Source organism: Novosphingobium rosa NBRC 15208 (genome assembly GCF_001598555.1).
GTDB classification, from domain to species: domain Bacteria; phylum Pseudomonadota; class Alphaproteobacteria; order Sphingomonadales; family Sphingomonadaceae; genus Novosphingobium; species Novosphingobium rosa.
This window is the reverse complement of sequence record NZ_BCZE01000016.1, coordinates 14,572-37,399: the sequence shown is the minus strand read 5'-3', so window position 1 is coordinate 37,399 and position 22,828 is coordinate 14,572. Positions and strand designations below refer to the sequence as shown.

Below are 22,828 nucleotides of genomic sequence, written 5' to 3'. Positions count from 1 at the left end.
AGAAAGGCTCAGGCAGCGATGCGTTCGGCAGAGACCGGACGCCCGCCGATCCATGTCTGCACGGCATTAAGCGCCGCGTCGAGCCACACGAAATCAGCGCGTTGCCCTGCCACCAGCGCGCCCAACTCATGGCTGAGGCGCAAAAACCTCCGGTGACGGCCAGCGCCTTACGGTTATGGGCGGGGAAACATGCCTCGGCCGCTTCGGGGGCCTCCGTCTGCATCAATGTAGACGGCGCTCCAGATCCCGAGGCATGAGTCATGATTTCTGCGTTCATTGTGGACACCCTGCTCTGCATGAGTGGTATTATCATCCATGTGATAACGCCACAATGGTGTTGTATATGTATCTTCCAATCCGGTGGACCCGCTTCGCGCGTGTCTCGATCAAGCCTTATTGAGGCCTCGTCTTCCGTTACGCAAGGCGCTGGTCCATAAAAATACCAATATAGGTCAACCTGTCCATTGTCATCACGGCGGCGGCGCCCCCGGCGCTTTGAGCCGGAACACCACCTCCCCGGCTTCCCGTCATTATTGCAAATCATTCTCATTTCAGTATGAGGCGGGTCCATGACCGTCTCGCAGCCCCTCGCCACGCCGCATGCCGACAGGATACCGCCTGTGCCGCACCGGCCTGCGCGGGGCATCGAATTGGCGGTGACCTGCGTGGTCCATGTGGCTGCGGTGGCGGTGGGCGCCATGGCGTTCGACTGGCAGGTCTCGGGAACCAACGTCAGATACGCGACGGCCCACCCCTTGATCGTTGCGCTGCATCAGCCGGATCGCTCCACCCCGCGCCCGAAAGCGGGCCTTGCGCGCAACAGGATAAAGCCTGCGCCGCTTTCGCCCCAGCCCAAGCCCCTCTTGAACGCCAAGCCCGACCCCACGCCGCAGCTTTCAGAGCAAGCGCCAAACATCGCCGATCCCTCAGGTTCGCACGCCCCTCCCGCGCTGGACGCCCAAGCCTGGCGCCGCGCCCTGATGGCCCGGCTCGAGGCGCAGCGCACCTATCCCAATGCCGCTCTGCGCCGCGACTGGCAGGGCAGCGGCGCGGTGTTGTTCCGCATCGAGCGCTGCGGGCGCCTGCTGGGCGCGACACTCGCCACCAGCACCGGCCATGACGCGCTGGACAAGGCCGCACTGGCCATGGTGCAGCGCGCCGCGCCCTTCCCCGCCATCCCCGAGAGCCTGCCCGACGAAATGGCGATCACCCTGCCCATCGCCTTTCTGATCGATCATCCTGCGGGCCGGCAGCCATGAGCGACAGGGCCATCGTCGCGCATCATCAGGCCTCGCTCACCGCCTATGTCCGCTCGCTGGTGGAGTCGTCGCCGGTGGCCGCCGATATCGTGCAGGAGACATGGGCGCGCGCCATCCCCTCGCTGCGCAGCGGCAAGGTGGAGAACCCGCGCGCCTTTCTCTACCGCGTGGCGCGCAATCTGGTGAATGACGGCGCGCGCGACCGCAAGAAATGGTCCCCCTGGCTGGGCAGCGCAGAGAGGGCGACGACCATCCCCGATGACACGCCCGACCCCGAGCGCCATGCGCTGGCGCAGGACCGGCTGCGCATCGTGCTGGAGCTGGTCGAGGATCTGCCTCCGCGCTGTCGCGAGATTTTCTCCCTGCGCAAGCTGGACGGTCTGGACCAGAACGAGATCGCGGCGAAGCTGGGGATCACGCGCGGCGCGGTGGAGAAACAGCTGCGCCACGCCCTGCTGGTTCTGGCCGCCCGCATGGGCGAGATCGAAGCGGCCCTGTGATCCGGCGCTCCGTTCCCGCCGCATGCTCAAAGCGCATCAGGGCCGGCGAAGCATGAAGACGGCGCCGGCAGCCAGCAAGGCCGGGATCACGGCGGTCAGGATCAGCTGCTGGCTCGTCCAGCCCAGCGTGAGCAAGGCTCCGCCCGCGACCGGCCCGACAATCGAGCCGATCCGCCCGACGCCCAGCGCCCAGCCCACGCCCGTTGCCCGCACCGCCGTGGGATAGGTGGAGGCGGCCACCGCATTGAGGCCAATCTGCCCGCCCACCACGCCGAAGCCTGCAAGCGCCGCTCCGGCCAGCAACAAAGTGACATTGGCGCCCGCATAGGCCACCAACACGATGAAGATCGCCGATGCCACATAGGCCAGACCAAGGATCAGCGCGGGCTCTCTCCTGTCGATCAGCCGCCCCAGTACGATGGCGCCGATCATCCCGCCAAGATTGAGCATGGCGGTGGAAATGATGGCGATCGAGAGCGGCAAGCCCAGCCCGCGCAACAGGGAGGGCAGCCAGTTCACCAGAAAATACATCACCAGCAGGTTCATGAAAAAAGCCAGCCAGAGCAGCAGCGTGGTCCGCCCACGCCCTTCATGAAACAGTTCGATGACGGGGAAATGCCGCCGCGTCCGGTCTGGCGCCTCGCCGCGCACCTGCCCGATAAAGGCCGAGGGCGTGAGGGCGGGATCGATCCGCCGCAGGATCGGGGCGAGCCGCGCTTCCGCATCCTGCCGCATGGCGAGGAAGCGGGCCGATTCCGGCAGGGCCAGCCACAGCACCGGCAGCAGCAGCACGGGCAACACGCCGCCCAGCGCGAACACTGCCTCCCATCCGAAACGCGCGATCAGCGGCGCACTGATCGCGCCCCCGATGGTGGAGCCCAGAGGAAAGCCGCAGAACATCACTGTCACCAGCGTCGCCTTCAGGCGCGAGGGGGCATATTCATTGGTGATGGCGATCAGATTGGGCATGGCCCCGCCCAGCCCGATGCCCGTCAACAGGCGATAGGCCAGCAATTGCTCCATGTTGGCCGCCCGTGCCGTGAGCAAGGCAAAGAGCCCGAACACGCTCGTGCAGAACAGGATGACCGCCTTGCGCCCGACCCGGTCCGCAATCGGGCTGAGCAGGAAAGCGCCGATGGTCAGGCCCAGCAGGCCAGCACCGAAGATCGGCCCGAAGGCCGCCTTGTCCAGCCCCCAGGCTTCCCCGATGCTGGGGGCGACATAGGCGATCGCCTGCGTATCGAAGCCGTCTAACCCCGCGATCAAGGCGCAAAGGGCGGCAATCCTGAACTGAAAAGGCCCAAATCGCGCCCCATCGATTGCAGAGGCGCGATAGCCTTCCGTCATATCTGCCGCCATCGGGGCTTTCTCCTCACTTGCCGTTTGCAGGGCCATATTTCACCCATGGATATCGTTCCTAGCCTCATCTCGAATTCTTGCGAGAGCAAAGCATGATGGTCCCCCTCTCACCGCACTCTGCGCAGCGGCAAGATCGCAAAAGCGCCCATAAGCGAGCAAACGCCGCCGCCCAGATAGAGCATCGCGTAATTGCCGCCGCCCTCGCTACCGATCGCCAGCACGGCAGGCGCCATCAGGGGAAGGACAAATTGCGGAAATGTATTGGCAATCTGAAACAGCCCCAGATCACGCGCAGCGGTCTTCGGGTCCGGCAGAACAGCCGCCACCAGCGCAAGATCGACCCCGAAATAGAAACCCTTCCCGGCTGCGGCCAAACCCACGCCAAGCACGAAACCATCGACGGAATGACTCGTCGCAATCACGAAAAACCCTGACGCCTCGATGGCTGCGGAGAGGAAGACCAGTGGCTTGCGTCGCCCGATCAGATCGCTGATCCAGCCACCGATCAGCGAGGTCAACACGGTGGCAATCGCCGTCGTCGCGCTGGTCTTGACCATGACGGCAGTGGATGCGGCGCGGGACAGCGCGAGATGATCTGTCAGGAAATAGAGCTGGTAACTCAACAGCACCGCCCAGGAGGTCATGATCAGATAGCGGCTGAGGAAGGTGAAATTAAAATCCCAATCGAGGAAAGGCGCGATCATCCCGCGCAGATCCCGGATCGCCGCACGCGTTTCCCTATGCTGCGTCACCGGCTCTTCGCGGAACAGCACCACGAAAAAGCCGCAGCAGATCAGCGTCAGCACAAAGGGCGCGAGCATCAGTTGCATTGGCCGCGCCAGGGAAAATTGGGAAAGCCATGTTCCGGCGAAAATCGCCGCCGTGGTGGTCACCCCCAGAAAGCCGGAGACCCGACCCTGCTGCGAGAAGGGGACGGCATCGGGCAGAATGGCCATGACCGCGACCTGCATCGCATTGAAGCCCGCCTGACAAAGCACCCAGCCAGCAGCAAGCACCAGCAGATCCTGAGTGCCCCCGCAAATCGCAAGGCCGACAAGCCCCACCATGGCGCCGCCCACGATCCATGGCCGCCGACGCCCCCAGCGCGAGGTGGTGCGATCCGAAAGCATACCCGCCAAGGGTGTGGCGACGACCGACACCGCAGAACCAAGCGCCAGAATTCGCCCAAGCATCAAGGCCTTGTATTCAGGCCCGGCCAGATCCCCGACCCGCAGCGCAATGGTCAGAACCAGCGGCGTGAGCAGCGCGACCCAGACCCCGAATTGCGCAAGAACATAAGCGACGATGAAGAGCCCCGATACCGGCTTGCGGTCGGCACCTCCCTCACCCTCGACGGGCATCATGACGGCCATCCGGCTGCCTCCCTCTCCAGCATCGCTATCAGATGCTCAGCCTGCGCCCAGAGGCGCGCTCATGTCCGCACCTGCGAGGGAGCAGTAAGGCCGAGGCGCGGCGCGGCCCAGTTGAAGGCGGCTTGTGCCATCTTTTCCACGGTATCGACATCGGGGATATCGATTTCAGCGACAATCCAGCCATCGAAGCCGGTCAGCGCTTCCAGCACGCCATCGCAGTCCAGATCGCCACGCCCCGGGGTTGCCCACAGGCCGTTCCAGGTGATTTCACCATAGGAAGCCGAGGCGGCAGTCCCCTCCTGCGCCACGGCTTTGCGCATATCCTTGAGATGCAGGGCCGCGATGCGTGCGCGATGGCGCGCCACAAACGCCACCGGATCGACGCCAGCCCAGGCGAGATGGCCGATGTCCGGGCCCAGCAGAAGCAGGTCGGGCTCAATAGCCGCCAGCGCGGCCTCAATCTCCGCCTCGGTCTCGATCGCGCTGCCGACATGAGGATGCAGGCAAGGCGTCACGCCCTGCGCGGTCATCGCGCGGCAAACCTGACGCAAACCGGTGATAGTGGCCGCCAGCCAGTCGGCAGAGGCTGCCGCGCCCTGGGCCGGCGCGGTGAAGCGAGCTGGATCGGGGAATGCGGCGGCAATGAAGATGCGGTCCAGACCAAGCCGGGCATGGCTTTGGGCGATGGCCTCTGCAGCGGCCATTGACTCTTCCAGCGTGGCCGCATCGGCAAAATCCGCCTGAAAATAGCCCGGAGCGCAGCCAAGCCCGAAGTCTGAGAGCACAGAAAGATAATCAACTTCCGCCATGCCCGCAGGGACTTCGGCAGGCACGCCGGAGAAACCGATTTCCGCAACCTTCCCCAGCAATTCGGGAAGCGGCGGAGCGAGATCGGGGCGCAGGCCTGCGGGCGCGATGCGATAGGGCAACAGGCTGAAAGCCAATCTGACCGGCATGATGCCAACTCCCGAATAACGAGGCGAGTCCGCCCGGAAAAGCGCGCGCGAAGGGTTAAACCAACAACAGTGCGCCAACGGCAGCGATCATGTGTCGATGATTGAGGCCCGCCATGCCCATCCTTCCCTCATTTTTATCGAGCCACAGCCACTGACGATTCCGATCGAACCGACACGCGCCCGCCCCTCCGATGCACCCCCTAGGGACGAAGACCAGACGCCCCTCCCTTCACGAGAAGGTGTTATCCTTAGTAACCGATTACATCAAGGGCAAGACCCCTGCCTTTCCGACTGATGGCGCATCGACAGGGAAACTACGGGCCACCCTCACGCAACATTGCGTAGTGGATTATCAGGCGACACCATGCGAGCCATATCCACAATCAAAGATGTCGCAGCCCATGCTTGAAACAGGAAGCCGGATGTTTGGCTTCCTTCCGGATCTTCTGCGCGGAGGCACAAGGGAGACACTTCGGTCACTCTGCCCCACTCCATTGAGGAACGGGAAAGCGACAGGGGTATGTCCGGTATGCGGGGTCAGGCCCTGCCAAGCCAGAGTTGAACGAAAGGGCGGCAGGCCTGAACCTGCCGCCCCCTTTGCATCAGAAACCGAACAGCGCCTGCCGGGCGATCTTCTGGGCCCCCATGGCATCCTGCCTGTCCTGCGCGGCCTGCAGCGCATCCCAGTCAAGCCGGTCCAGCGCGCCATCGATATGTTTCAGGAAATCGATGGCCATATCGGCGGCCTCCAGGCAGTTTTCGCGGAACGGGAACTGGTCAAGTTGCCACACGCCTTCCCACTTGTTCTTGCGCAGCGTGTAGAAGAATTCGAACAGTTCGATGGGGTGGACGGTGCCCGCCACCATATCATCGTCCCAGCTGCGCAGATTGTCGTTCACATCCATACCGAAGAGGCGGCCATGGTCGATGGCCAGCTGCGCGGAATCCGCCGGGCTCTCGCCCCCGAACAGCGCATGGCCGAAGTCCAGCAGAATGCCCACGTTCGGCAGCCCCATCGCCTCGATCCCCAGCAGCGTGCGCGCGACGGAGGAATAGCTCATATGGACGCGCGGCTCGCGCGGCTTGTATTCGATGACGAATTTCAGATCCGGGTTTTGGCTGGCCAGCTCGCCGATGCCCTCGACCGAATAGCGCCAGATCTGCTTGTAATCGGCCTGAAAGGGATAGTCCCAGCCATCCTGCCCCGGCCACAGCTTCACGTAAGACGCGCCGAAACGGCGGACCAGATCGGCGGCCTGATTGCACATCTCATTGGCGCGGCGGCGCACCCCGGCATCGGGGTTGGTGAAAGCGCCCTTGGAAAACTCGCGCGTGTAAATCTCCGGCGTGATGCCGATCACCGAGAGGTTGTTGCGCTTCAACGCCACCTCGACCTCATCGACCGAAATGTCCGGGCTCCACGGCGCATTGATGTCCACCACGGAGAGATCGCGCACCTGCCCGGCCAGATCGATCATCTCGATCAGCGTCTTGGCCGGCCCGTAGCCATCGGTGGCATAGCGGTCGAGATAGGTGGCAAAGTGCCAGATACCGGCACCGAAGGTCAGCTTGCTCATGACAATCCTCTCACAGATTGGGGGGAATAGGGCTCAGTGCCCGAGGGCAAAATTGTTCAGCCGCGCGGCATTGGCGCGGGTGATCAGCAAGCAGTCCATGATCAGCTTCTCGTTCTGCCCGGTGCTGCCGGTCTTGAGAAAGCGATCCGCCAGCTCGACGGCAAATTGCGCCTGACGCCAGGCCGGCTGCAGCACCGTGGCGACCGCCTTGCCCTGCTGGATGGCATCGCGCACATCGTTCGACCCGTCGAAGCCGACCACCACCACATCCTGCCGCCCGGCGCCCTGCAGCGCGGCAATCGCGCCCATCGCCATCGTGTCATTCCCGGCGATCACGCCCTTGATCTCGGGATGGGCCTGAAGGATCGACTGCACCTTGGTGAAGGCTTCGGACTGGCTCCAGTTGGCCGATTGCCGCGCGGTCAGATGCAGCGCGGGATATTGATCCAGCACCTGATGGAAGCCTTTCGAGCGGATCGCCGCATTGGTGTCGGACTCCTTGCCGACCAGCTCGACGTAATCGCCCTTCTCGCCCAGCCCTTGCGCAAAGGCCTGCGCCCCCTGCATCGCGCCCTGATAATTGTTCGAGACGATCTGCACCTTCGCCAGCCCGCGCGCCGCGATCTCGCGGTCGATCAGAAAGACCGGGATTCCGGCATTCTTCGCCTTGCGCACCGAGGCAACACTGGCCTCCGCCCCGGCGTTGTCGAGGATGATCGCGGCGGCATTGCGGGCGATGGCCGTATCGATCAGCTCGCTCTGCCTGAAGGCATCGTCACCATGCGAGAATTTCAGCGTCTGATAACCCAGTTCGGAAGCCCGGGCCTGAGCGCCCAGAGCCTCCTGCCCGAAAAAAGGATTGTCCAGCGAGGGCGTGATGATCACGATCAGATGGGATGCCTTGTGTGCCGCCTGCCCCCAAAGGGCCAGCGCACCCAGCGCCAGCGCGCCCAAAGCCAGTCCGCCAATCGTGCCACGCCCAAGCTTCATGCAACAATGACCTCTATTCCCGCATCCTCGAACCGCGCCCTGTCGGCGTCCGAGATGCCGCTGTCGGTGATCAGGCCATGGATCATGCTGACCGGCCCGATGGCTGAAAAAGAACGACGCCCGATCTTGCTGGAATCGACCACCAGCCAGACCTTTTCCGCGCTGGCGATCATCGCCCGCTTGATCGGCAGATCACCCAGCGAGGGAATGGTGATCCCCTCCTCGATGGAAACCGCCGCCGCCGCCAGAAACAGGCTCTTCACGAAAAGCCCGTTGAAATACTCCGCCGATCCCTCGCCGCTGACCGAGAGGGTCGGCGCCTTGAACTGCCCGCCCGGCATCAGCACGGTGATCGAGGGTTGCGCCCCCAGCATCAGCGCAATGTTGAGCCCATTGGTGATCACCGTCAGATCGCGCCGCTCCAGCAAGCCCGCCGCCACTTCCGATGTGGTCGAGCCGCTATCCAGCGTGATCGTCTCGCCGTCGCTCACCATCGCGGCGGCGGCGCGGCCGATGCGCTGCTTGGCGTCCATATTCTCATGGTGCTGCAAGGCCATCGAACGCACCTGATGCGGCACCGATTTGAGATAGGCCCCACCATGCACGCGCTCGATCTGGCCATCGGCCTCCAGCCGCTCCAGATCCTGACGGATGGTCACCTCCGAGACGTTGAAGGCCTTGGAAAGGTCGCGCACCCGCGCGCTGCCTTCCTCGCGCATCCATTCCATGATCTCGGCCCGGCGGCCTTCGGCGAAGCGCGCGCCGCTGCCTTCCGAGCGACGATGGTCGTCCTCATGCTTCTCTTGCGCCATTCAACCCAGCCTTTCCTGCAAACGATCAAGAACCACAGCGGTGACGATCACCGCGCCCTTGATAACCATTTGCCAGAATTCACTGATCCCGACCATCACCATACCATCGCCCAGCACGCCAATGACGCAGGCGCCCGTCAGCGTGCCCGCGATGGTGCCCCGCCCGCCGGTGAGAGATGCCCCGCCAAGCACCACGGCGGCAATGCTGCTGAGCTCGAAACTTTCGCCGGATGCCGGATGCGCGGCTTCCAGATCGGAGGCGACCAGCATGCCGACCACCGCCGCCAGCCCGCCCGAAATGGCGTAGACGGCATATTTGATGCGATCCACCCGCACGCCCGAAAGCAGCGCGGCCCGCTCACTGCCACCCACGGCGTAGACGCGGCGGCCAAAGGTGGTGCGCGCGGCAACAAAACCCGCGCCCAGAGCGATGATCGCCAAAATCCACACCGGCACCGGAATGCCCAACACCATCCCCGCGCCCAGCCATGAGAAACCCTCATTGCCCAGCGCCGGATTGCCGACCAGATTGGGAAAGGTTGCGCCGTTGGACATCAGCATCGCCGCGCCGCGCGCCATATAGAGCATGCCCAAGGTGGCGATAAAGGGCGCCACCTGAAAGCGGTTGACCATCAGGCCGTTGAACAGGCCCAAAGCCGCGCCCAGCACCACCACCATCGCCACCATCAACGGCACCGAAGGATAGATCACCACGCCCAGCGCGCTCAGCCGCAGCCCGTCGAGCAGCAACGCCCCGGCCACCATCCCGGCCAGCCCGGCAATCGAGCCCACCGAGAGATCGATGCCCCCGGTCAGGATCACGAAGGTCATGCCGATGGCCAGGATCGCCACGATGGCGATGTGTTTCAGCATGATCAGCGCATTGCCCAGCGACAGGAAATTGGGCGCCAGCACCGCGAAGATCGCCACCACCACCACCAGCGCCAGCACCGTGCGGAATTTCAGCAGCAGCGCCATAGCCTGCGCCTTCCCCTGAGGTTCGGCGGTTTGCGGTTCAATGCTGGTGGCCAAGGCCTTGCCCTTTTCGCTGATGGATTTCGCCAGAGTGTTCATATGGCCACCGCCCTTTCGGCGTTGGCCGCGCCGATCAGCATCGCCTCGCTGGCCTGATCGGCCGCCACATCCAGCGTGATCCGCCCCTTGGCGATCACCACGATGCGGTCGGCAATCGCCAAAGCTTCCAGCACGTCACTGGTGGTAAAGACCACCGCCAGCCCGTCCTGCGCCAGTTGGCGGATGCGGGAAAAGACTTCGGCCCGCGCGCCGACATCGACCCCGCGCGTCGGCTCGTCGAGTAGCAGCGCGGCGGGCCCCGGCATCAGCGCCCGCCCGATCAGTGCCTTCTGCTGATTGCCGCCCGACAGCGCGGTGATCGCCACCTGAGGCGTGGCCGCCTTCACGCCCAGCCGCGCGATCATCTGGCCGATGGCGCTGACCTCTTTCTCGGGTTGCACTACGCCTGCGCGGGCAAAGCGCGCCAGATCGCTGAGCGCCATATTGCGCCCCACATCCAGATTGGGAAACAGCCCCTGCGCCTTGCGGTCCTCGGAAACGAAAAGCAGGCCCTTCTCCACCCGCTGGGCGATGGAAAGCCCGGTGATATCCTGCCCGCAGAGCGTGACCGTGCCTTGTTCAGCCTTGCGCGCGCCGAAAGCAACCTCCAGCATTTCTGTGCGCCCCGATCCCAACAGGCCATAGATGGCGAGGATCGACCCCGCGCGCGCCTGCAGATCGACATCCTCCAGCGCCGCCCCGCCCCGGTCCCGCCCGCGCGACACGCCCGAGAGCGTCAGCACCGGCGTGCCTTCCGCGCAGGGCTCGCGGCCCTCGCGTTGCAGCTTGCCGTTCTCGCCCAGCATCTGCTCGATGATCCAGCCGACGCTGGCCTGAGCCGCAGGCCGATTGGCCACGATCCGCCCGTCGCGCATGATGGTGATGGCATCGCCCACGCGCAGCAGTTCTTCCAGCCGGTGCGAGATATAAACCAGCCCGACCCCGGCGCGCTTCAGATCGCCGATCACCTCGAAGAGCACCTCGACCTCGGCCTCACTCAGCGCCGAGGTGGGCTCATCGAGGATCAGCATGCGGCATTCCTCGGCCAGCGCCTTGGCGATCTCGACGATCTGCTGCTCGCCGATGCTCAGCGTGTCGACGCGGCGATCGGGATCGATGGTCTGGCGCAGGCGGGCCAGCAGCCCGCGAGCGGCGTCACGCTCGCCATCCTTGTCCAGCAGCGTGCTACCCGAACCCAGCAGGAAGATGTTTTCGGCAACGGTCAGATTGGGGCACAGGTTCAGCTCCTGATGCACCATGCCGATGCCCCGCTTCGCGGCATCGCGCACGCCATTCAGCTGCACCAAAGCGCCATCGATGGCGAGGCTGCCTTCGGTGGGGGTCTCAATCCCGGCCAGAATCTTCATCAGCGTCGATTTGCCCGCGCCATTCTCGCCGATCAGAACATGCACCTGCCCCGCCTGCACGGCGAAATCCACGCCATGCAGCGCGGTGATCCCGCCATAGCGCTTCACCACGCCGCTTGCGGAAAGCAGCACTGTCATGCGCCCGTTACTCGCAGCGGCATCACCTGCCATGGTTCGCCATCGGCCGGCGCCTGCGTCGCGCCGATAAAATCGACCTGCGCTCCGGGCGTCAGATGCGCCGCCACCGGTACCACCGCGCGCAAGGCGTGATCGTTGAGCGCCCCGGCCACCGCGCCATAAGCCAGCTGATCGGGCAGATCGTTGAAGGACAGAAACTTCAGCGAATCGCGCAAGCCCGTGGAGAGCACCACCGGCCCCAGCGCCACCGACACCGGCCCCACCCCCGCAACATCCACCACCATCACCCCGGCGCGCGACTGGCGATCGATGGACACCACTTTGCCCCGCGCGCTGACCATAAAGACCCACGGCGCCTCGCTTGAAGCACGGCGCCCATGCTGCGCGCCATAGGCATCGAGAACCCCCGCCTTCACCTGCCCCGCCAGAGGCGCCAACGGCACGGCAGCCTGCGTCAAAGCCGGCACCACCTTGCCCTGCCACATGCCATCCACCAGCGTGGAGGCATCGAATCCACCCTGCGCGGCCGCGCGCATCTGGCGATCCTGCTCCAGCGTCAGCACCTTGCAGCCGCCCAACGCCGCCACAAGGGCGGCAGCGGCGCCAAAACGCAGCAAAAGCGTGGTGTTCAGTCCCTTGGGGGCCACGACTATCCTCTCTTTGCAATCTTTTGTGATCGCCTTCGTTGGAGGCAAGCTAACCTGACTATCACGCGCTGACAAGCACGCTTACGCAAAAAACATAAGGAAACGAAAAAATCGAAAGGCAATCACTTGCCAATAACTTTCGATTGCGATAGCCAGATCCTCGATAAGGAGAGCCGATGTCCATGCCCCAACCCCTGTCGCAATCCGGCGCAGACACAGCCCAACGCGTCGCCCATGTGCGCGATATGGCCCGCTGGATCCGCCAGCGCGCGCTGCGCATGGCCTTCGAGGCCGGGCAGGGCCATCCCGGCGGAGACCTTTCGGTCACCGACATTCTGGCCACGCTTTATTTCGATGCGATGCGTTACGATCCCGCCAACCCGCGCTGGGCTGGGCGTGACCGCTTCATCCTCTCCAAGGGCCATGCCACCGGCGCGCTCTACAGCACACTGGCCAAGGCCGGCTTCTTCCCCGAAGATGAGCTGACCACCTATATGCAGCCCCTCTCGCGCCTCAACGGCCACCCCAACCGGGTCAAGATCCCCGGCGTGGAGACCAACACCGGCCCGCTAGGCCATGGCATGCCGATCGCGGTGGGCATCGCCATCGCCGGGCAGATCGACGCTGGTCAGAATGGCAGGGCGGATTACCGCGTCTTCGTCACCACCGGCGACGGCGAGCTTCAGGAAGGCAGCAATTGGGAAGCGGCCATGACCGCGGGCCACCGCAAGCTTTCGAACCTCACGCTGATCGTCGACCGCAACCGCCTGCAGCAGGGCGCCCCGACCGAGGAGACCGTCACGCTGGAACCCCTGGCCGACAAATGGCGCGCCTTCGGCTGGGATGTCGAGGAGATCGACGGCCATGATATCGCGGCGCTGCTGCCGCTGCTCGACGGTTCGCTTGCGCGTGCCAAGCCGCTGTGCATCATCGCCAACACGGTGAAGGGCAAAGGCGTGTCCTTCATGGAAAACAAGGCGGCCTGGCATCACGGCATCCCCAATGCCGAACAATTCGCCCAGGCCATGCAGGAGCTGGAAGCATGAGCGCCGCCGCACCCCAGACCGGGCTTTTCGACTGCCGCGACGCCTATGTCGCCACGCTGGAAGCGCTCGGCGCCCAGAACAGTAGCATCGTCGCCGTGGTGAATGACAGCGTGGGCTCCAGCAAGCTGGGCAAATTCCGCGAAAAATTCCCCGAGCGCCTGATCAATGTCGGCATTGCCGAGCAGAATATGATCGGCGTCGGCGCGGGTCTGGCCAATGGCGGCAAGGTCGCCTTTGTCAGCGGCGCCTCCTGCTTTCTGACGGGCCGTTCGCTGGAGCAGGTGAAGGCCGATGTCGCCTATTCGCAGGCCAATGTGAAGCTTTGCGGCATTTCCAGCGGCGTCGCTTATGGCGAGTTGGGGCCGACGCATCACTCGATCGAGGATGTCGCCTGGCTGCGCACCATGGGCAACATCGACATCATCGTCCCCGCCGACCCGTGGGAGACCGAGCAGGCGATCCGCCATGCCGCCGCCACGGAAGGCCCGGTCTTTATCCGCATCAGCCGCATGGGCGTGCCCGCGCTGGAGCGCCCTACCGATGCACAATTCCAGATCGGTAAAGCCGAGGTGCTGCATGCGGGAGACGACGCCGCCATCCTCGCCAATGGCACCGTGGTGTGCCGCGCGCTGGAGGCCGCCAAAACCCTCGCCGCAGAGGGCATTCAAGCCCGCGTGGTCAATATGAGCAGCATGTCGCCCATCGATGAGGCGGCGATCCTCTCCGCCGCGCAGACCGGCGCCATCGTCACCGCGGAGGAGCATTCGGTGCGCGGCGGCCTTGGTGGCGCCGTGGCCGAGATCATCGCGCAGCACACGCCCTGCCGCCTGAAAATCCTGGGCTTCGCGGGCTTCCAGCCCACCGGCTCGGCGGAGTTCCTGATGGAGCAGGCCGGGCTGACCGCCGATCATATCGCGGCCAGCGTCCGCAAGCTGCTCGACCGGTAAGCGCCGCCATGGGGGAGCGCGCGATCCTGGCGATCGACCAGGGCACCACCAACACCAAGGCGCTGCTGGTGGCGCAGGATGGCCGCATTCTGGCCAGCGGCTCATCGCCCACGCAGGTGGAGCATCCTCACCCCGGCTGGGCCCAGCAGGATGCAGACAGCATCCGCCGCAGCGTCGCCAAGGCGGTGGAGCAAGCTGTCAGCGCCGCCGGGCCGGTCGAGATCGCCGCTATCGGCATCTCGAACCAGCGGGAATCGGTGGTGATGTGGGATGCCGTCAACGGCGATCCTCTGGCCCCCTGCGTGATCTGGCAGTGCCGCCGCTCCGCAGAAATCTGCGCGAAGCTGCGCGCTCAGGGCCATGAAGGCACGATCCGCACCCGCAGCGGGCTTCAGCTCAACCCGATGTTCTCGGCGGGCAAATTACGCTGGCTGCTCGATCATGAACCGGCGGTCGGCGAAGCCTGCGCCAAGGGCAACCTGCGCGCCGGCACGGTCGACAGCTGGCTACTCTGGACACTGACCGGTGGGCAGACCCATGCCTGCGATACCGGCAATGCCGCGCGCACCCAGTTGCTGGGGCTGGATCAGGCGGCGTGGGACGAGGAACTGCTCGCCCTGTTCTGCATCGACAAGGCCATTCTGCCACGCATCCTGCCCTCCGACGCGGACTTCGGCGTCACGGCGGGCGGCTTTGCGGGCCTGCCCGATGGCATTCCCATCCGCGCGATGATGGGCGATTCCCATGCCGCGCTCTTCGGCCATGGCATCCGCGCGCCGGGGCAGGCCAAAGTCACGCTGGGCACCGGCTCTTCGCTGATGACGCTGACGCAGCAGCGCCCCCATTCCACCACCGGTCTTTCGGAAACCATCGCATGGTCGCAAGGCGGTGCGCCCGCCTATGCGCTGGAAGGCAACATCACCGTCTCCACCCATGCCGCCGCCTTTGCCAGCGAGATGCTCGGCCTCGACGGGCCCGAGGCGCTGACCGCTCTGGCCGCCAGCGTGGTTGACAGCGATGGCGTGAGCTTCGTCCCCGCTCTGGCGGGCCTTGGCGCGCCGCATTGGCAGGAGGAAGCGCGCGGCATCTTCAGCGGCCTCAGCCTGCGCACCAGCCGCGCCCATCTGGCCCGCGCCGCGCTGGAAGGCATCGCCCATCAGATCTGCGATCTGGTCGAGGCGATGCAAGCCGATTTGCCTCAACCCATCGCGACGCTCTGCGTCGATGGCGGCGGGGCGCGCAACGATCTGCTGCTGCAGATGTTGGCCAACCTCTCGGGCTGCCGCGTCAGCCGCCCCGCGCAAACCGAGCTGAGCGCCTGGGGCGCCGCCGCCATGGCCGCCGAGGCCATCGGCCAACCCCTGCCCACACCAGATCATGCCGCGCCGATCATCCCGGCCATGGATGCCGCGAACCGCGAAAGCCTGCGCCGCCAATGGCGCGACGCCCTGGCCATGCTGGCGCCGTCCATGCTGGCGCCCCGGCCCGCCTGATCCCCTTTCTTCGGGAAAGCATCATGAGCAAGACTGCGAAACGGCCCTATGTCGTGGGCAACTGGAAGATGCACGGGCTGCTCTCCAGCCTGCCCGCCATTCTCGATATCGACCGCGCGGCGGCCTGCTATATCGGCGTGGATGTCGCGCTGGCATTGCCCTTCACGCTGATCAATCCCGCCGCCATCACGGTCGAGCATACCGCCATTGGCGGGCAGAATTGCCATGCCGCCCATGAGGGCGCCTTCACCGGCGATATCTCGGGCCGGATGCTGGCCGATTGCGGCGCGCACTTCGTGCTGCTCGGTCATTCGGAGCGCCGTCTGGGCTGCGGCGAGGACAGCGCCACCGTGCGTGCCAAGATGCAGGCCACGCTGGACGATGGCCTGTCCGCCATTCTCTGCGTGGGTGAAAGCACCGAGCAGCGCGCAGCCGGCCTGGCCGAAACCAGCGTGCAGGAGCAGCTGCTGGCCTCTCTGCCGGACGGTCTGACCTCCATCGGCAGCATCACCATCGCCTATGAGCCGATCTGGGCCATCGGCACAGGCCGCATCCCGCAGCCTGCCGAGATTGCCGCCATGCATGGCGCCTTGCGCCAGACTTTGCGCGACAGGTTGGGCCCGCAGGCTGCCGCCATCCGTCTGCTCTATGGCGGATCGGTGAATGACGACAATGCCGAAGCGCTGCTTGCGATCCCTGATGTCGATGGCCTGCTGGTGGGCAATGCCAGTCTCGATCCGCGCCGCTTCCGCGCCGTGGTCCGCGCGGCGCAGCAGGCCAGCCTGCAAGCTTCGTAAATTCCTCGAAGCGAGGATAGAAAAGGCCCGCCGGAGCGATCCGGCGGGCCCTTCGTTGCCCGCTGAAGGGATGAAGCGCGTCAATCAACCTGACAGAAAGCGGGCTACGCAATGAACGCAGCCCGCCCCTTAGGCTTACAGCTTGGCGCGGATGCCCACCGACACCAACCGCCCCAGCGTCGAGCCATTGGCATAGCCATTGCCCGCGTTGCGATAGGGCGGATAGGCGTTGGCGATGTTGTTGATGTTAAGCGTCAGCGTGGCCTGATGGCCGCCCGCCATCTTCAGATCATAGGCCAGATAGAGATCGATCGGATTGAAGGAGGCCACGCGGCTTTGCGTGGCATCGCCGATGATGGGATAACCGCCGCTATGCGTCAGCGTGACACGCCCGGTCAGCCCCTTCACCTGTGTCCCCAGGCTGGCGATGAAGTTGAGATGGGTGTAGCCATTCTTCAACTGATCGACCACCGGCGAAGTCGGCAGCGTCTTGCTGTTGCGGTCCAGCGTGTAGGTGCCGGCAAAGCTGGCGGTGATCGCCCCGAAGCTGGTGCGCTGGTTGATGTTGGCGGCGAAGTCGATGCCGTCCTGCGAGAGCTGCCCCAGATTGTAGCGCCGCAGATCGAGGATGGCATAGGGATTGTTGGCAGCGAAGAAGCCCGCCAGCGAGGTGAAATTATCCGCCCGCGCCCCGCGTGAGAAGGCGGTGGCCTGCGCCAGCGTGGGGTTCCGAATGTAATAGGGCGTGTTGCTGGGATCGGCCCAATAGGCCGCGCCTTGCGAGAAATAGCCCGAGTTCACGCTGATCGCATTGCGGAAATCGACGTTGTAATAGGTCGCGCTCAGGGTCAGCGCATCCCAGATCGGCGGTTTGATGTCGGTGCCCAGCGACCAGGTATGCGCGGTTTCCGGCTTCAGATTGGGGTTGCCGCCCGAAATATACAGCACGGGGCGGAAAGCGTCCGAGGCCACGCTGCCCGGGGCCAGATTGGTCGCCACCGGGATCGAGGTGACGCGCTCGTCCACCGCGCCGCTGGTGTCGGCAAGGCTGGGGGCGTGGAACGATGTGCCCCAGTTGCCGCGCACCGTCATCCAGCGCACCGGGCGGTAGCTGAAGCCGATCTTGGGGTTGGTGGTGCCGCCCACATCGTCATAGCTGTCGTAACGCACCGACCCGGTCAGATCCAGACCGGCGAGGCCCGGCATGGCATTGCTGTTGCCGAACACCGGCACGAAGACCTCGCCATAGACCGATTTGACGTTGCGGGTGGCGGCCACGGCGTTCTGCTTGGGGGTGGCGGTGGGGCCGAAAGCGATGCGCGATTCGATGCCCTCATGGTGATATTCCGCGCCCACGGCCAGACGCGCATCGCCGCCCGGCAGGCTGACGACCGGGCCATCGGCGACCAGCCGCACCTCGCCCAGATCCTGCTTGGCCTGCGAATAGTTCTGATAGTCGCGGATCGCGGCCAGCACGGTGGGGTTGGTCAGCGAGAGGTTATAGGGATCGAGCGCGGTCGCCGTCGACGTGCTGGCCAGCGCGGCATTGGCGGCATCGTTGTTGATCGCCCGTTCGGTGGTGGAGTTGAAGCTGTGGCCATAATTGCCCATGGCCCGCAGGTTCCAGTTGTGGCCCAGCTTCCATTCGAAGGTGGGCGTCAGCCCCCAGGATTCGAATCGCGCCGGGTTGCTCAAACCCTGAGCGCCGAACACCGAGGTGTAGTTGAACAGCACCGATTGCGTGGTGGCGGTGCCGATCGGCTGGAAAAAGGGATTGGCCGAGGTGATCGTGCCATTGGTGGCCAGCGGCGCGGTCAGCGTGGTGGTATCACGCCGCGAATAATAGGCCGACATGTTGAAATGGAGATTGTCGGTCAGATCCTGATCGAGCGCGGCGTAGACCGAATGGCGCGTTTCGCGCGGATAAATATCAGCATATTGGCTGGTGTCGCATTTGTTGACGGTGCCGGGCGTCAGATTGGGCTCGGCATAGGTCACGCCATTGGCGATGACATTGGTGAGCGCGCAGGTCGAGACGCGGCGGTCGCCGCCGCCCCGCGCCGTGTTGTTCTGCGAGACATAGGGCTGGCTGCCGCCCTGGATGTTGTTGTGCCAGGCAAAGCTGTAGGACAGCATCAGCGAGCCGCCGGTCCATTCCTTACCCGCAAAAAGGCTGCCGTCCACCGTGCGATAGCCGCCCGAGAAACCGAACTTCGCATCGGCCTCGATGCCCGAGGCATGCTTGCGGGTGATGAAATTGATGACGCCGCCAATAGCGTCCGAACCATAGATCGAGGAGCCGCCATCGGGGATGACTTCCACACGCTCGATCATGTTGGGCGGGATCACGGTGGGATCGGGATAGGTCTGCAGGATGCCCGAGCCAACCAGGCGGTGGCCATTGACCAGCAGCAGCGTGGTGGTGCCGCCCGAAGCGCCAAGGCCGCGCAGATTGGTCTGGGCGATGGGCTGGCCGAAACCGGCCGACGGCGCCTGATAGGCGTTGAAGCTGCTGATCTGGGGGATGGTGGACATCAGATCGTTGGTCGATGCCACGCCCTTGGCGGCGATGTCCTTGGTCGTCACCCCGATCACATTGGTGCCCACCGGCGCGATCCCGCGGATCAGCGTGCCGGTGACGACGATCTCGCGGTCCTTTTCGGCGGTGCTGTCGGCTGCGGCCTGTGGTGCTGCGGCATCGGCCTGTTGCGCATGGGCGGCAGGCGCCATGGCCAGCAGCATCGCCAGCGCGCTGGTCGAGCCCAGAGCTGCTCTGCGCATGAACGGCAGGCGGATTTCGAGTGTGGTGTTCCCAGTCAACGGCAGTCCCTCCCTTTAGCGCCACTATCCCGGTGCCGATTGGCATGTTGTGCGGGATGCGGTGTCGTTTGCTGTCGGATGATTATCGTCTATTCTTTCGTATAGCAATTATTTGTTTTCGTTTTCCGTCGATTTTTAGCGGACTGTATCATGACTGAAAACATGAACGCTTTTCAGAGATTTAGCGGTAAATTCGCGACACTGGCATGATATGTCTGGTAATTTTTACATAAGTCGGCGCAATTTTCGTGAATGCTACCTTGAATGATTCGAAGGTGAGTGAAACAAATCTGGACAGAGCGCGCATTGCATGCCTACCTCTCAAAAAAAGGAGAGGGACTTCACCATGCGACACATTCGATTCGCTTCGATAATTTTCGCATTATCCTGCAGCGCCCCCGCGCTGGCCGATACGCCCGACAATTTGAACGTCACCGCCCCCGCCGGAGCGGTGCATGGCATGGCCATCGCAGGCGTGCACAGCTTCCGTGGCATTCCCTTTGCCCAGCCCCCGGTCGGCACGCTGCGCTGGCGTGAGCCCCAGCCGCTGGCCCCATGGACCGGCGTGCGCGAAGCGACACAATGGTCCCCCCGCTGCAAACAGACCTCCGCCTTTGCCGATATGCGCTTCCGCTCCTCGGGCGACAGCGAGGATTGCCTCTACCTCAACATCTGGACCCCGGCGAATGCCAAGCCGGGCGACAGGCTGCCGGTGCTGTTCTATGCCTATGGCGGCGGCTTTGTGGCCGGGGCTGCGGATGAATCCCGCTATGACGGCGCGGCCATGGCCAAAAAGGGCATCGTCGTGGTCGTCGCCAATTACCGCGTGGGCAGCTTCGGCTTTTTCGCTCATCCCGAACTGACCGCCGAAAGCCCGCATCACGCCTCGGGCAATCAGGGCCTGCTCGATCAGGTCGCGGCGCTGCAATGGACCCGCGCCAACATCGCTTCCTTCGGCGGCAATCCGCAGCACATCATCATCAACGGTGAATCGGCGGGCTCCTTCTCGATGAGCGTGCTGACCGTCTCGCCGCTCTCACGCGATCTGATCGTTGGCGTGATCGCCGAAAGCGGCGCGGCGGTGGAAGGGCGCATGGGCCCGGCCACGCTTCAGGCCGCCGAAGCCCGGGGCACCGATCTGGGCCAGAAGCTGGGCGCCACCTCGCTTGCCGCCTTGCGCGCCCTGCCCGCCGACACGATCCTCGCCAGTCGCCCCACCAGCGGCAGTGGGCTGGGGCTGAGCATCGATGGCTATCTGCTACCCCTAAGCCTCGACGCCACCTATGCAGCGCATCAGGCGGCGCATGTGCCCGCGATGATCGGCTCCAACTCGCAGGACACCTTCGGCAATCTGGTGCTGGGCAGCGAGACGCCGACCGTCGCCCATTACCGCGAGGGGGTGACGAAGCTGTTCGGCGCCAATGCCGAGACGGTGATGAAGCTCTACCCCGCCGCCAGCGATGCGCAGGTGCTGGCCGCCTCGACCGAACTCTCCAGCGACCATTTCCTTGGCCAGCCGACATGGAAATGGTTCGACCTGCACCGCCAGAGCGGAGAGCCGACCTATTACTTCCGCTACAACCATATCCGCCCGCCCGCCAACGGGCTGCCGCCCCCGGCCATGCCGGTGATCGGCGCGGTCCACAGCGCGGAGATCGAATATGCGCTGGGCAATCTGGATGTGGCCGGGGTGAGCCCGCTCTACAACTGGACACCTGCGGACCGGCAGATGTCGACGCTGCTGCAAGGCTATTTCGTCAACTTCATCAAGACCGGCAACCCCAATGGCGCCGGCCTGCCCGCATGGAAACCGGCGGGCAACACCTCGCCCCTGTGGCGGCAGGAGGTGGAGCTGCCCACAAAGAGCAAACCCTTCACCGATGAGGCCCGTTACCGCGCGATGGATCGCATTGCGGCCCAGCCATAGGGCCCTCGCCTCTTTACGCCTGACACCCCAGATCACAGGACGCCCCGATGACCCTCGCACGCACCATGACACGCCTTTTGCTGGCCAGCGCTCTGGCCTCCGCCCTTCCCGCCAGCACTTTTGCCGCGACCGAACCGACCCGCGACACCGCCGTGCCCGGCATCACCTATCTGGAAACCCCGCCGGGGCAGAAGCCGCGCGTGGTCATCACCGCCGACCCCGAGCTGGACGACAACAATTCGATGATCCGCTATCTGCTGCGCAGTTCGGACTTTCGCACCGAGGGGTTGATCTATGCCAGCAGCCAGTTCCACTGGAAGGGCGATGGCAAGGGCACCACGCAATCGGTGCCGGGCCGCGAATATACGCGCTTTGGCCTGCATCTGTGCCCCTGCACCTCCTATCGCTGGGGGCCGAACGAGCGCTTCATCGACGATGAGGTCGAAGCCTATGCCAAGGCCTATCCCAATCTGAAGGTGCATGACCACGATTATCCCACGCCCGAACTTCTCAAGTCGAAGATACGCTGGGGCAATGTCGATTTCGATGGCGAGATGGATCATGACACGCCCGGATCCGATCTCATCAAGAGCCTGCTTCTGGATGACGAACAGTCGCCGGTCTATCTTCATGCCTGGGGTGGCGGCAGCACCATCGCCCGCGCGCTGAAATCCATCGAGGACCAGTATAGCAATACCCCGCAATGGGCCGCCATTCGCGCCAGGGTGATCGCCAAGGCGGTGATCCATCCCTCGGGCGATCAGGACGATACCTACGCCAAATACATCAAGCCGCACTGGCCCGAGATCCGCTATCGCCATCAGGAAGGCGGCGTGCCGCTGGGCTATGCCACGCAGTCGACCGCCAGCCCCTCCGATGCCGCCTATTTCACCGCAGCCTGGATGCAGGCCCATGTCTCCAGCAAAGGTCCGCTGGGCGCCAATGAGCGCGTGTGGGGCGATGGCAAGCAGATGGTGAAGGGCGATATCTTCGACTTCTTCGGTCTGCCCAACCAAAGCGCCAAGGAATTGAAACAGAAAGGCTATATCGTCTGGGCGCCCCCCTTGCCCAAGGGCGAGTTCCTGGGCGAAGGCGACACGCCCACCTTCCTCAACCTGATCGATAACGGCCTGCGCGGCTATCGCGGTGACAGCTTCGGCGGCTGGGGCGGCACATGGAAGGTAGTGGATCCCAACGCCCCGACCAAATCCTTCGGCGCGGATATGATGGCCCAGATCGAGCGACAGGTGAAGGATACGAACTATATGCCCCCGCCCCGCCCGCGCCAGCCGACCAACCCCTTTCTGGCGCCGGTGATGAACGATCTGGCGGCGCGGCTGGCCTGGGCCACCACGCCCACCTATGCCGGGGCCAACCATTATCCGCACATCAAGCTGGAAGGCCCGGACTACATTGCCGCCAAACCCGGCCAGTTGATCCAGCTGAAGGCAACGACCAGCGATCCGGATGGCAACCGCGTGACGCTACGCTGGTGGCCGTGGGACAAGGCGGGCACCTATGCCGGAACCATCACGCTCGACAAGAGCGAAGGCGAAAGCACCAGCTTCCATGTGCCGGCGGACGCAAAGCCGGGCGACCAGCTGCAGATCGTGGCCGAGGCCACCGATGACGGCAAAGTGCCCCTCACCCGTTACGAGAAAGTGGTGGTGAACGTTACGGCGTGATAAGATCGGGCAGCCGGTTTCCGGAGCTTTTCCTGAACCGTTTCAGGTGAAAGTTTCGGGA

Annotated in this window: 19 protein-coding genes; 8 read left to right on the top strand and 11 right to left on the bottom strand. The window is 64.4% G+C overall.

Annotated features, from left to right (window positions below; all coding sequences use genetic code 11):
* Nucleotides 1-8: 8 nt before the first annotated feature.
* Nucleotides 9-143 (bottom strand): hypothetical protein, encoded by a 135-nt coding sequence (locus SR3_RS32610; RefSeq protein ID WP_281198710.1) that lies wholly within the window; start codon nt 141-143, stop codon nt 9-11.
* A 426-nt stretch (nt 144-569) separates the two neighbouring features.
* Between SR3_RS32610 and SR3_RS06925 the strand changes: the two genes are divergently transcribed.
* Nucleotides 570-1,259, top strand: coding sequence for an energy transducer TonB (locus tag SR3_RS06925; protein WP_068082785.1), 690 nt, complete (start codon nt 570-572; stop codon nt 1,257-1,259).
* Nucleotides 1,256-1,759, top strand: coding sequence for an RNA polymerase sigma factor (locus SR3_RS06920; protein ID WP_068082784.1), 504 nt, complete (start codon nt 1,256-1,258; stop codon nt 1,757-1,759). Before SR3_RS06925 ends, SR3_RS06920 begins: the two co-directional genes overlap by 4 nt.
* Nucleotides 1,760-1,795: 36 nt before the next feature.
* On the opposite strand, the gene SR3_RS06915 is transcribed toward SR3_RS06920, so the two are convergent.
* The 9 genes from SR3_RS06915 to SR3_RS06875 form a co-directional block, all read right to left on the bottom strand.
* On the bottom strand, nt 1,796-3,118 hold the full coding sequence (locus SR3_RS06915; RefSeq protein ID WP_068082783.1) for an MFS transporter: 1,323 nt from the start codon (nt 3,116-3,118) through the stop codon (nt 1,796-1,798).
* Nucleotides 3,119-3,225: 107 nt separating this feature from the next.
* Nucleotides 3,226-4,491 carry an MFS transporter gene (locus SR3_RS06910; protein ID WP_068082782.1) on the bottom strand — a complete coding sequence of 422 codons (1,266 nt, stop codon included), beginning with the start codon at nt 4,489-4,491 and terminating at the stop codon, nt 3,226-3,228.
* A gap of 59 nt (nt 4,492-4,550) precedes the next feature.
* The gene (locus tag SR3_RS06905) at nt 4,551-5,447 is read right to left on the bottom strand and encodes a sugar phosphate isomerase/epimerase family protein (protein ID WP_084455098.1); all 897 of its coding nucleotides are present in this window, start codon (nt 5,445-5,447) and stop codon (nt 4,551-4,553) included.
* A gap of 602 nt (nt 5,448-6,049) precedes the next feature.
* Nucleotides 6,050-7,024, bottom strand: coding sequence for a sugar phosphate isomerase/epimerase family protein (locus tag SR3_RS06900; RefSeq protein ID WP_068082777.1), 975 nt, complete (start codon nt 7,022-7,024; stop codon nt 6,050-6,052).
* A 33-nt stretch (nt 7,025-7,057) separates the two neighbouring features.
* Entirely contained in the window at nt 7,058-8,014 is a 957-nt protein-coding gene (locus SR3_RS06895; protein WP_068082774.1) for a D-ribose ABC transporter substrate-binding protein, read from the bottom strand.
* On the bottom strand, nt 8,011-8,826 hold the full coding sequence (locus tag SR3_RS06890; protein ID WP_068082773.1) for a DeoR/GlpR family DNA-binding transcription regulator: 816 nt from the start codon (nt 8,824-8,826) through the stop codon (nt 8,011-8,013). Before SR3_RS06890 ends, SR3_RS06895 begins: the two co-directional genes overlap by 4 nt.
* Nucleotides 8,827-9,900: an ABC transporter permease gene (locus SR3_RS06885; protein ID WP_084455096.1), complete on the bottom strand. Its 1,074-nt coding sequence runs from the start codon at nt 9,898-9,900 to the stop codon at nt 8,827-8,829.
* Nucleotides 9,897-11,405: a sugar ABC transporter ATP-binding protein gene (locus SR3_RS06880; RefSeq protein WP_157098684.1), complete on the bottom strand. Its 1,509-nt coding sequence runs from the start codon at nt 11,403-11,405 to the stop codon at nt 9,897-9,899. Before SR3_RS06880 ends, SR3_RS06885 begins: the two co-directional genes overlap by 4 nt.
* Complete coding sequence (locus SR3_RS06875; RefSeq protein ID WP_068082769.1) at nt 11,402-12,052, bottom strand: DUF2291 family protein; 651 nt, start codon at nt 12,050-12,052, stop codon at nt 11,402-11,404. The genes SR3_RS06880 and SR3_RS06875 overlap by 4 nt, the downstream gene beginning before the upstream one ends.
* Before the next feature lie 182 nt (nt 12,053-12,234).
* Between SR3_RS06875 and SR3_RS06870 the strand changes: the two genes are divergently transcribed.
* Genes SR3_RS06870 through tpiA form a run of 4 tightly spaced genes read left to right on the top strand, consistent with a single transcriptional unit; the run spans nt 12,235 to nt 16,335 of the window.
* Nucleotides 12,235-13,098 (top strand): transketolase, encoded by an 864-nt coding sequence (locus SR3_RS06870; RefSeq protein WP_068082879.1) that lies wholly within the window; start codon nt 12,235-12,237, stop codon nt 13,096-13,098.
* Nucleotides 13,095-14,045, top strand: coding sequence for a transketolase family protein (locus SR3_RS06865; protein ID WP_068082766.1), 951 nt, complete (start codon nt 13,095-13,097; stop codon nt 14,043-14,045). Before SR3_RS06870 ends, SR3_RS06865 begins: the two co-directional genes overlap by 4 nt.
* An 8-nt stretch (nt 14,046-14,053) precedes the next feature.
* Nucleotides 14,054-15,538, top strand: coding sequence for an FGGY family carbohydrate kinase (locus tag SR3_RS06860; protein WP_068082763.1), 1,485 nt, complete (start codon nt 14,054-14,056; stop codon nt 15,536-15,538).
* 23 nt (nt 15,539-15,561) lie between these two features.
* Complete coding sequence (tpiA, locus tag SR3_RS06855) at nt 15,562-16,335, top strand: triose-phosphate isomerase (protein WP_068082876.1); 774 nt, start codon at nt 15,562-15,564, stop codon at nt 16,333-16,335.
* A 135-nt stretch (nt 16,336-16,470) separates the two neighbouring features.
* Here the strand turns inward: tpiA and SR3_RS06850 are convergent, their stop codons facing one another.
* Nucleotides 16,471-19,155 carry a TonB-dependent receptor plug domain-containing protein gene (locus SR3_RS06850; protein ID WP_068082760.1) on the bottom strand — a complete coding sequence of 895 codons (2,685 nt, stop codon included), beginning with the start codon at nt 19,153-19,155 and terminating at the stop codon, nt 16,471-16,473.
* A 346-nt stretch (nt 19,156-19,501) separates the two neighbouring features.
* Here SR3_RS06850 and SR3_RS06845 point away from each other — a divergent pair, with 346 nt between their 5' ends.
* Nucleotides 19,502-21,082: a carboxylesterase/lipase family protein gene (locus tag SR3_RS06845; protein WP_084455092.1), complete on the top strand. Its 1,581-nt coding sequence runs from the start codon at nt 19,502-19,504 to the stop codon at nt 21,080-21,082.
* A gap of 47 nt (nt 21,083-21,129) precedes the next feature.
* Nucleotides 21,130-22,767 (top strand): nucleoside hydrolase-like domain-containing protein, encoded by a 1,638-nt coding sequence (locus SR3_RS06840; protein ID WP_218018770.1) that lies wholly within the window; start codon nt 21,130-21,132, stop codon nt 22,765-22,767.
* Nucleotides 22,768-22,828: the final 61 nt, after the last annotated feature.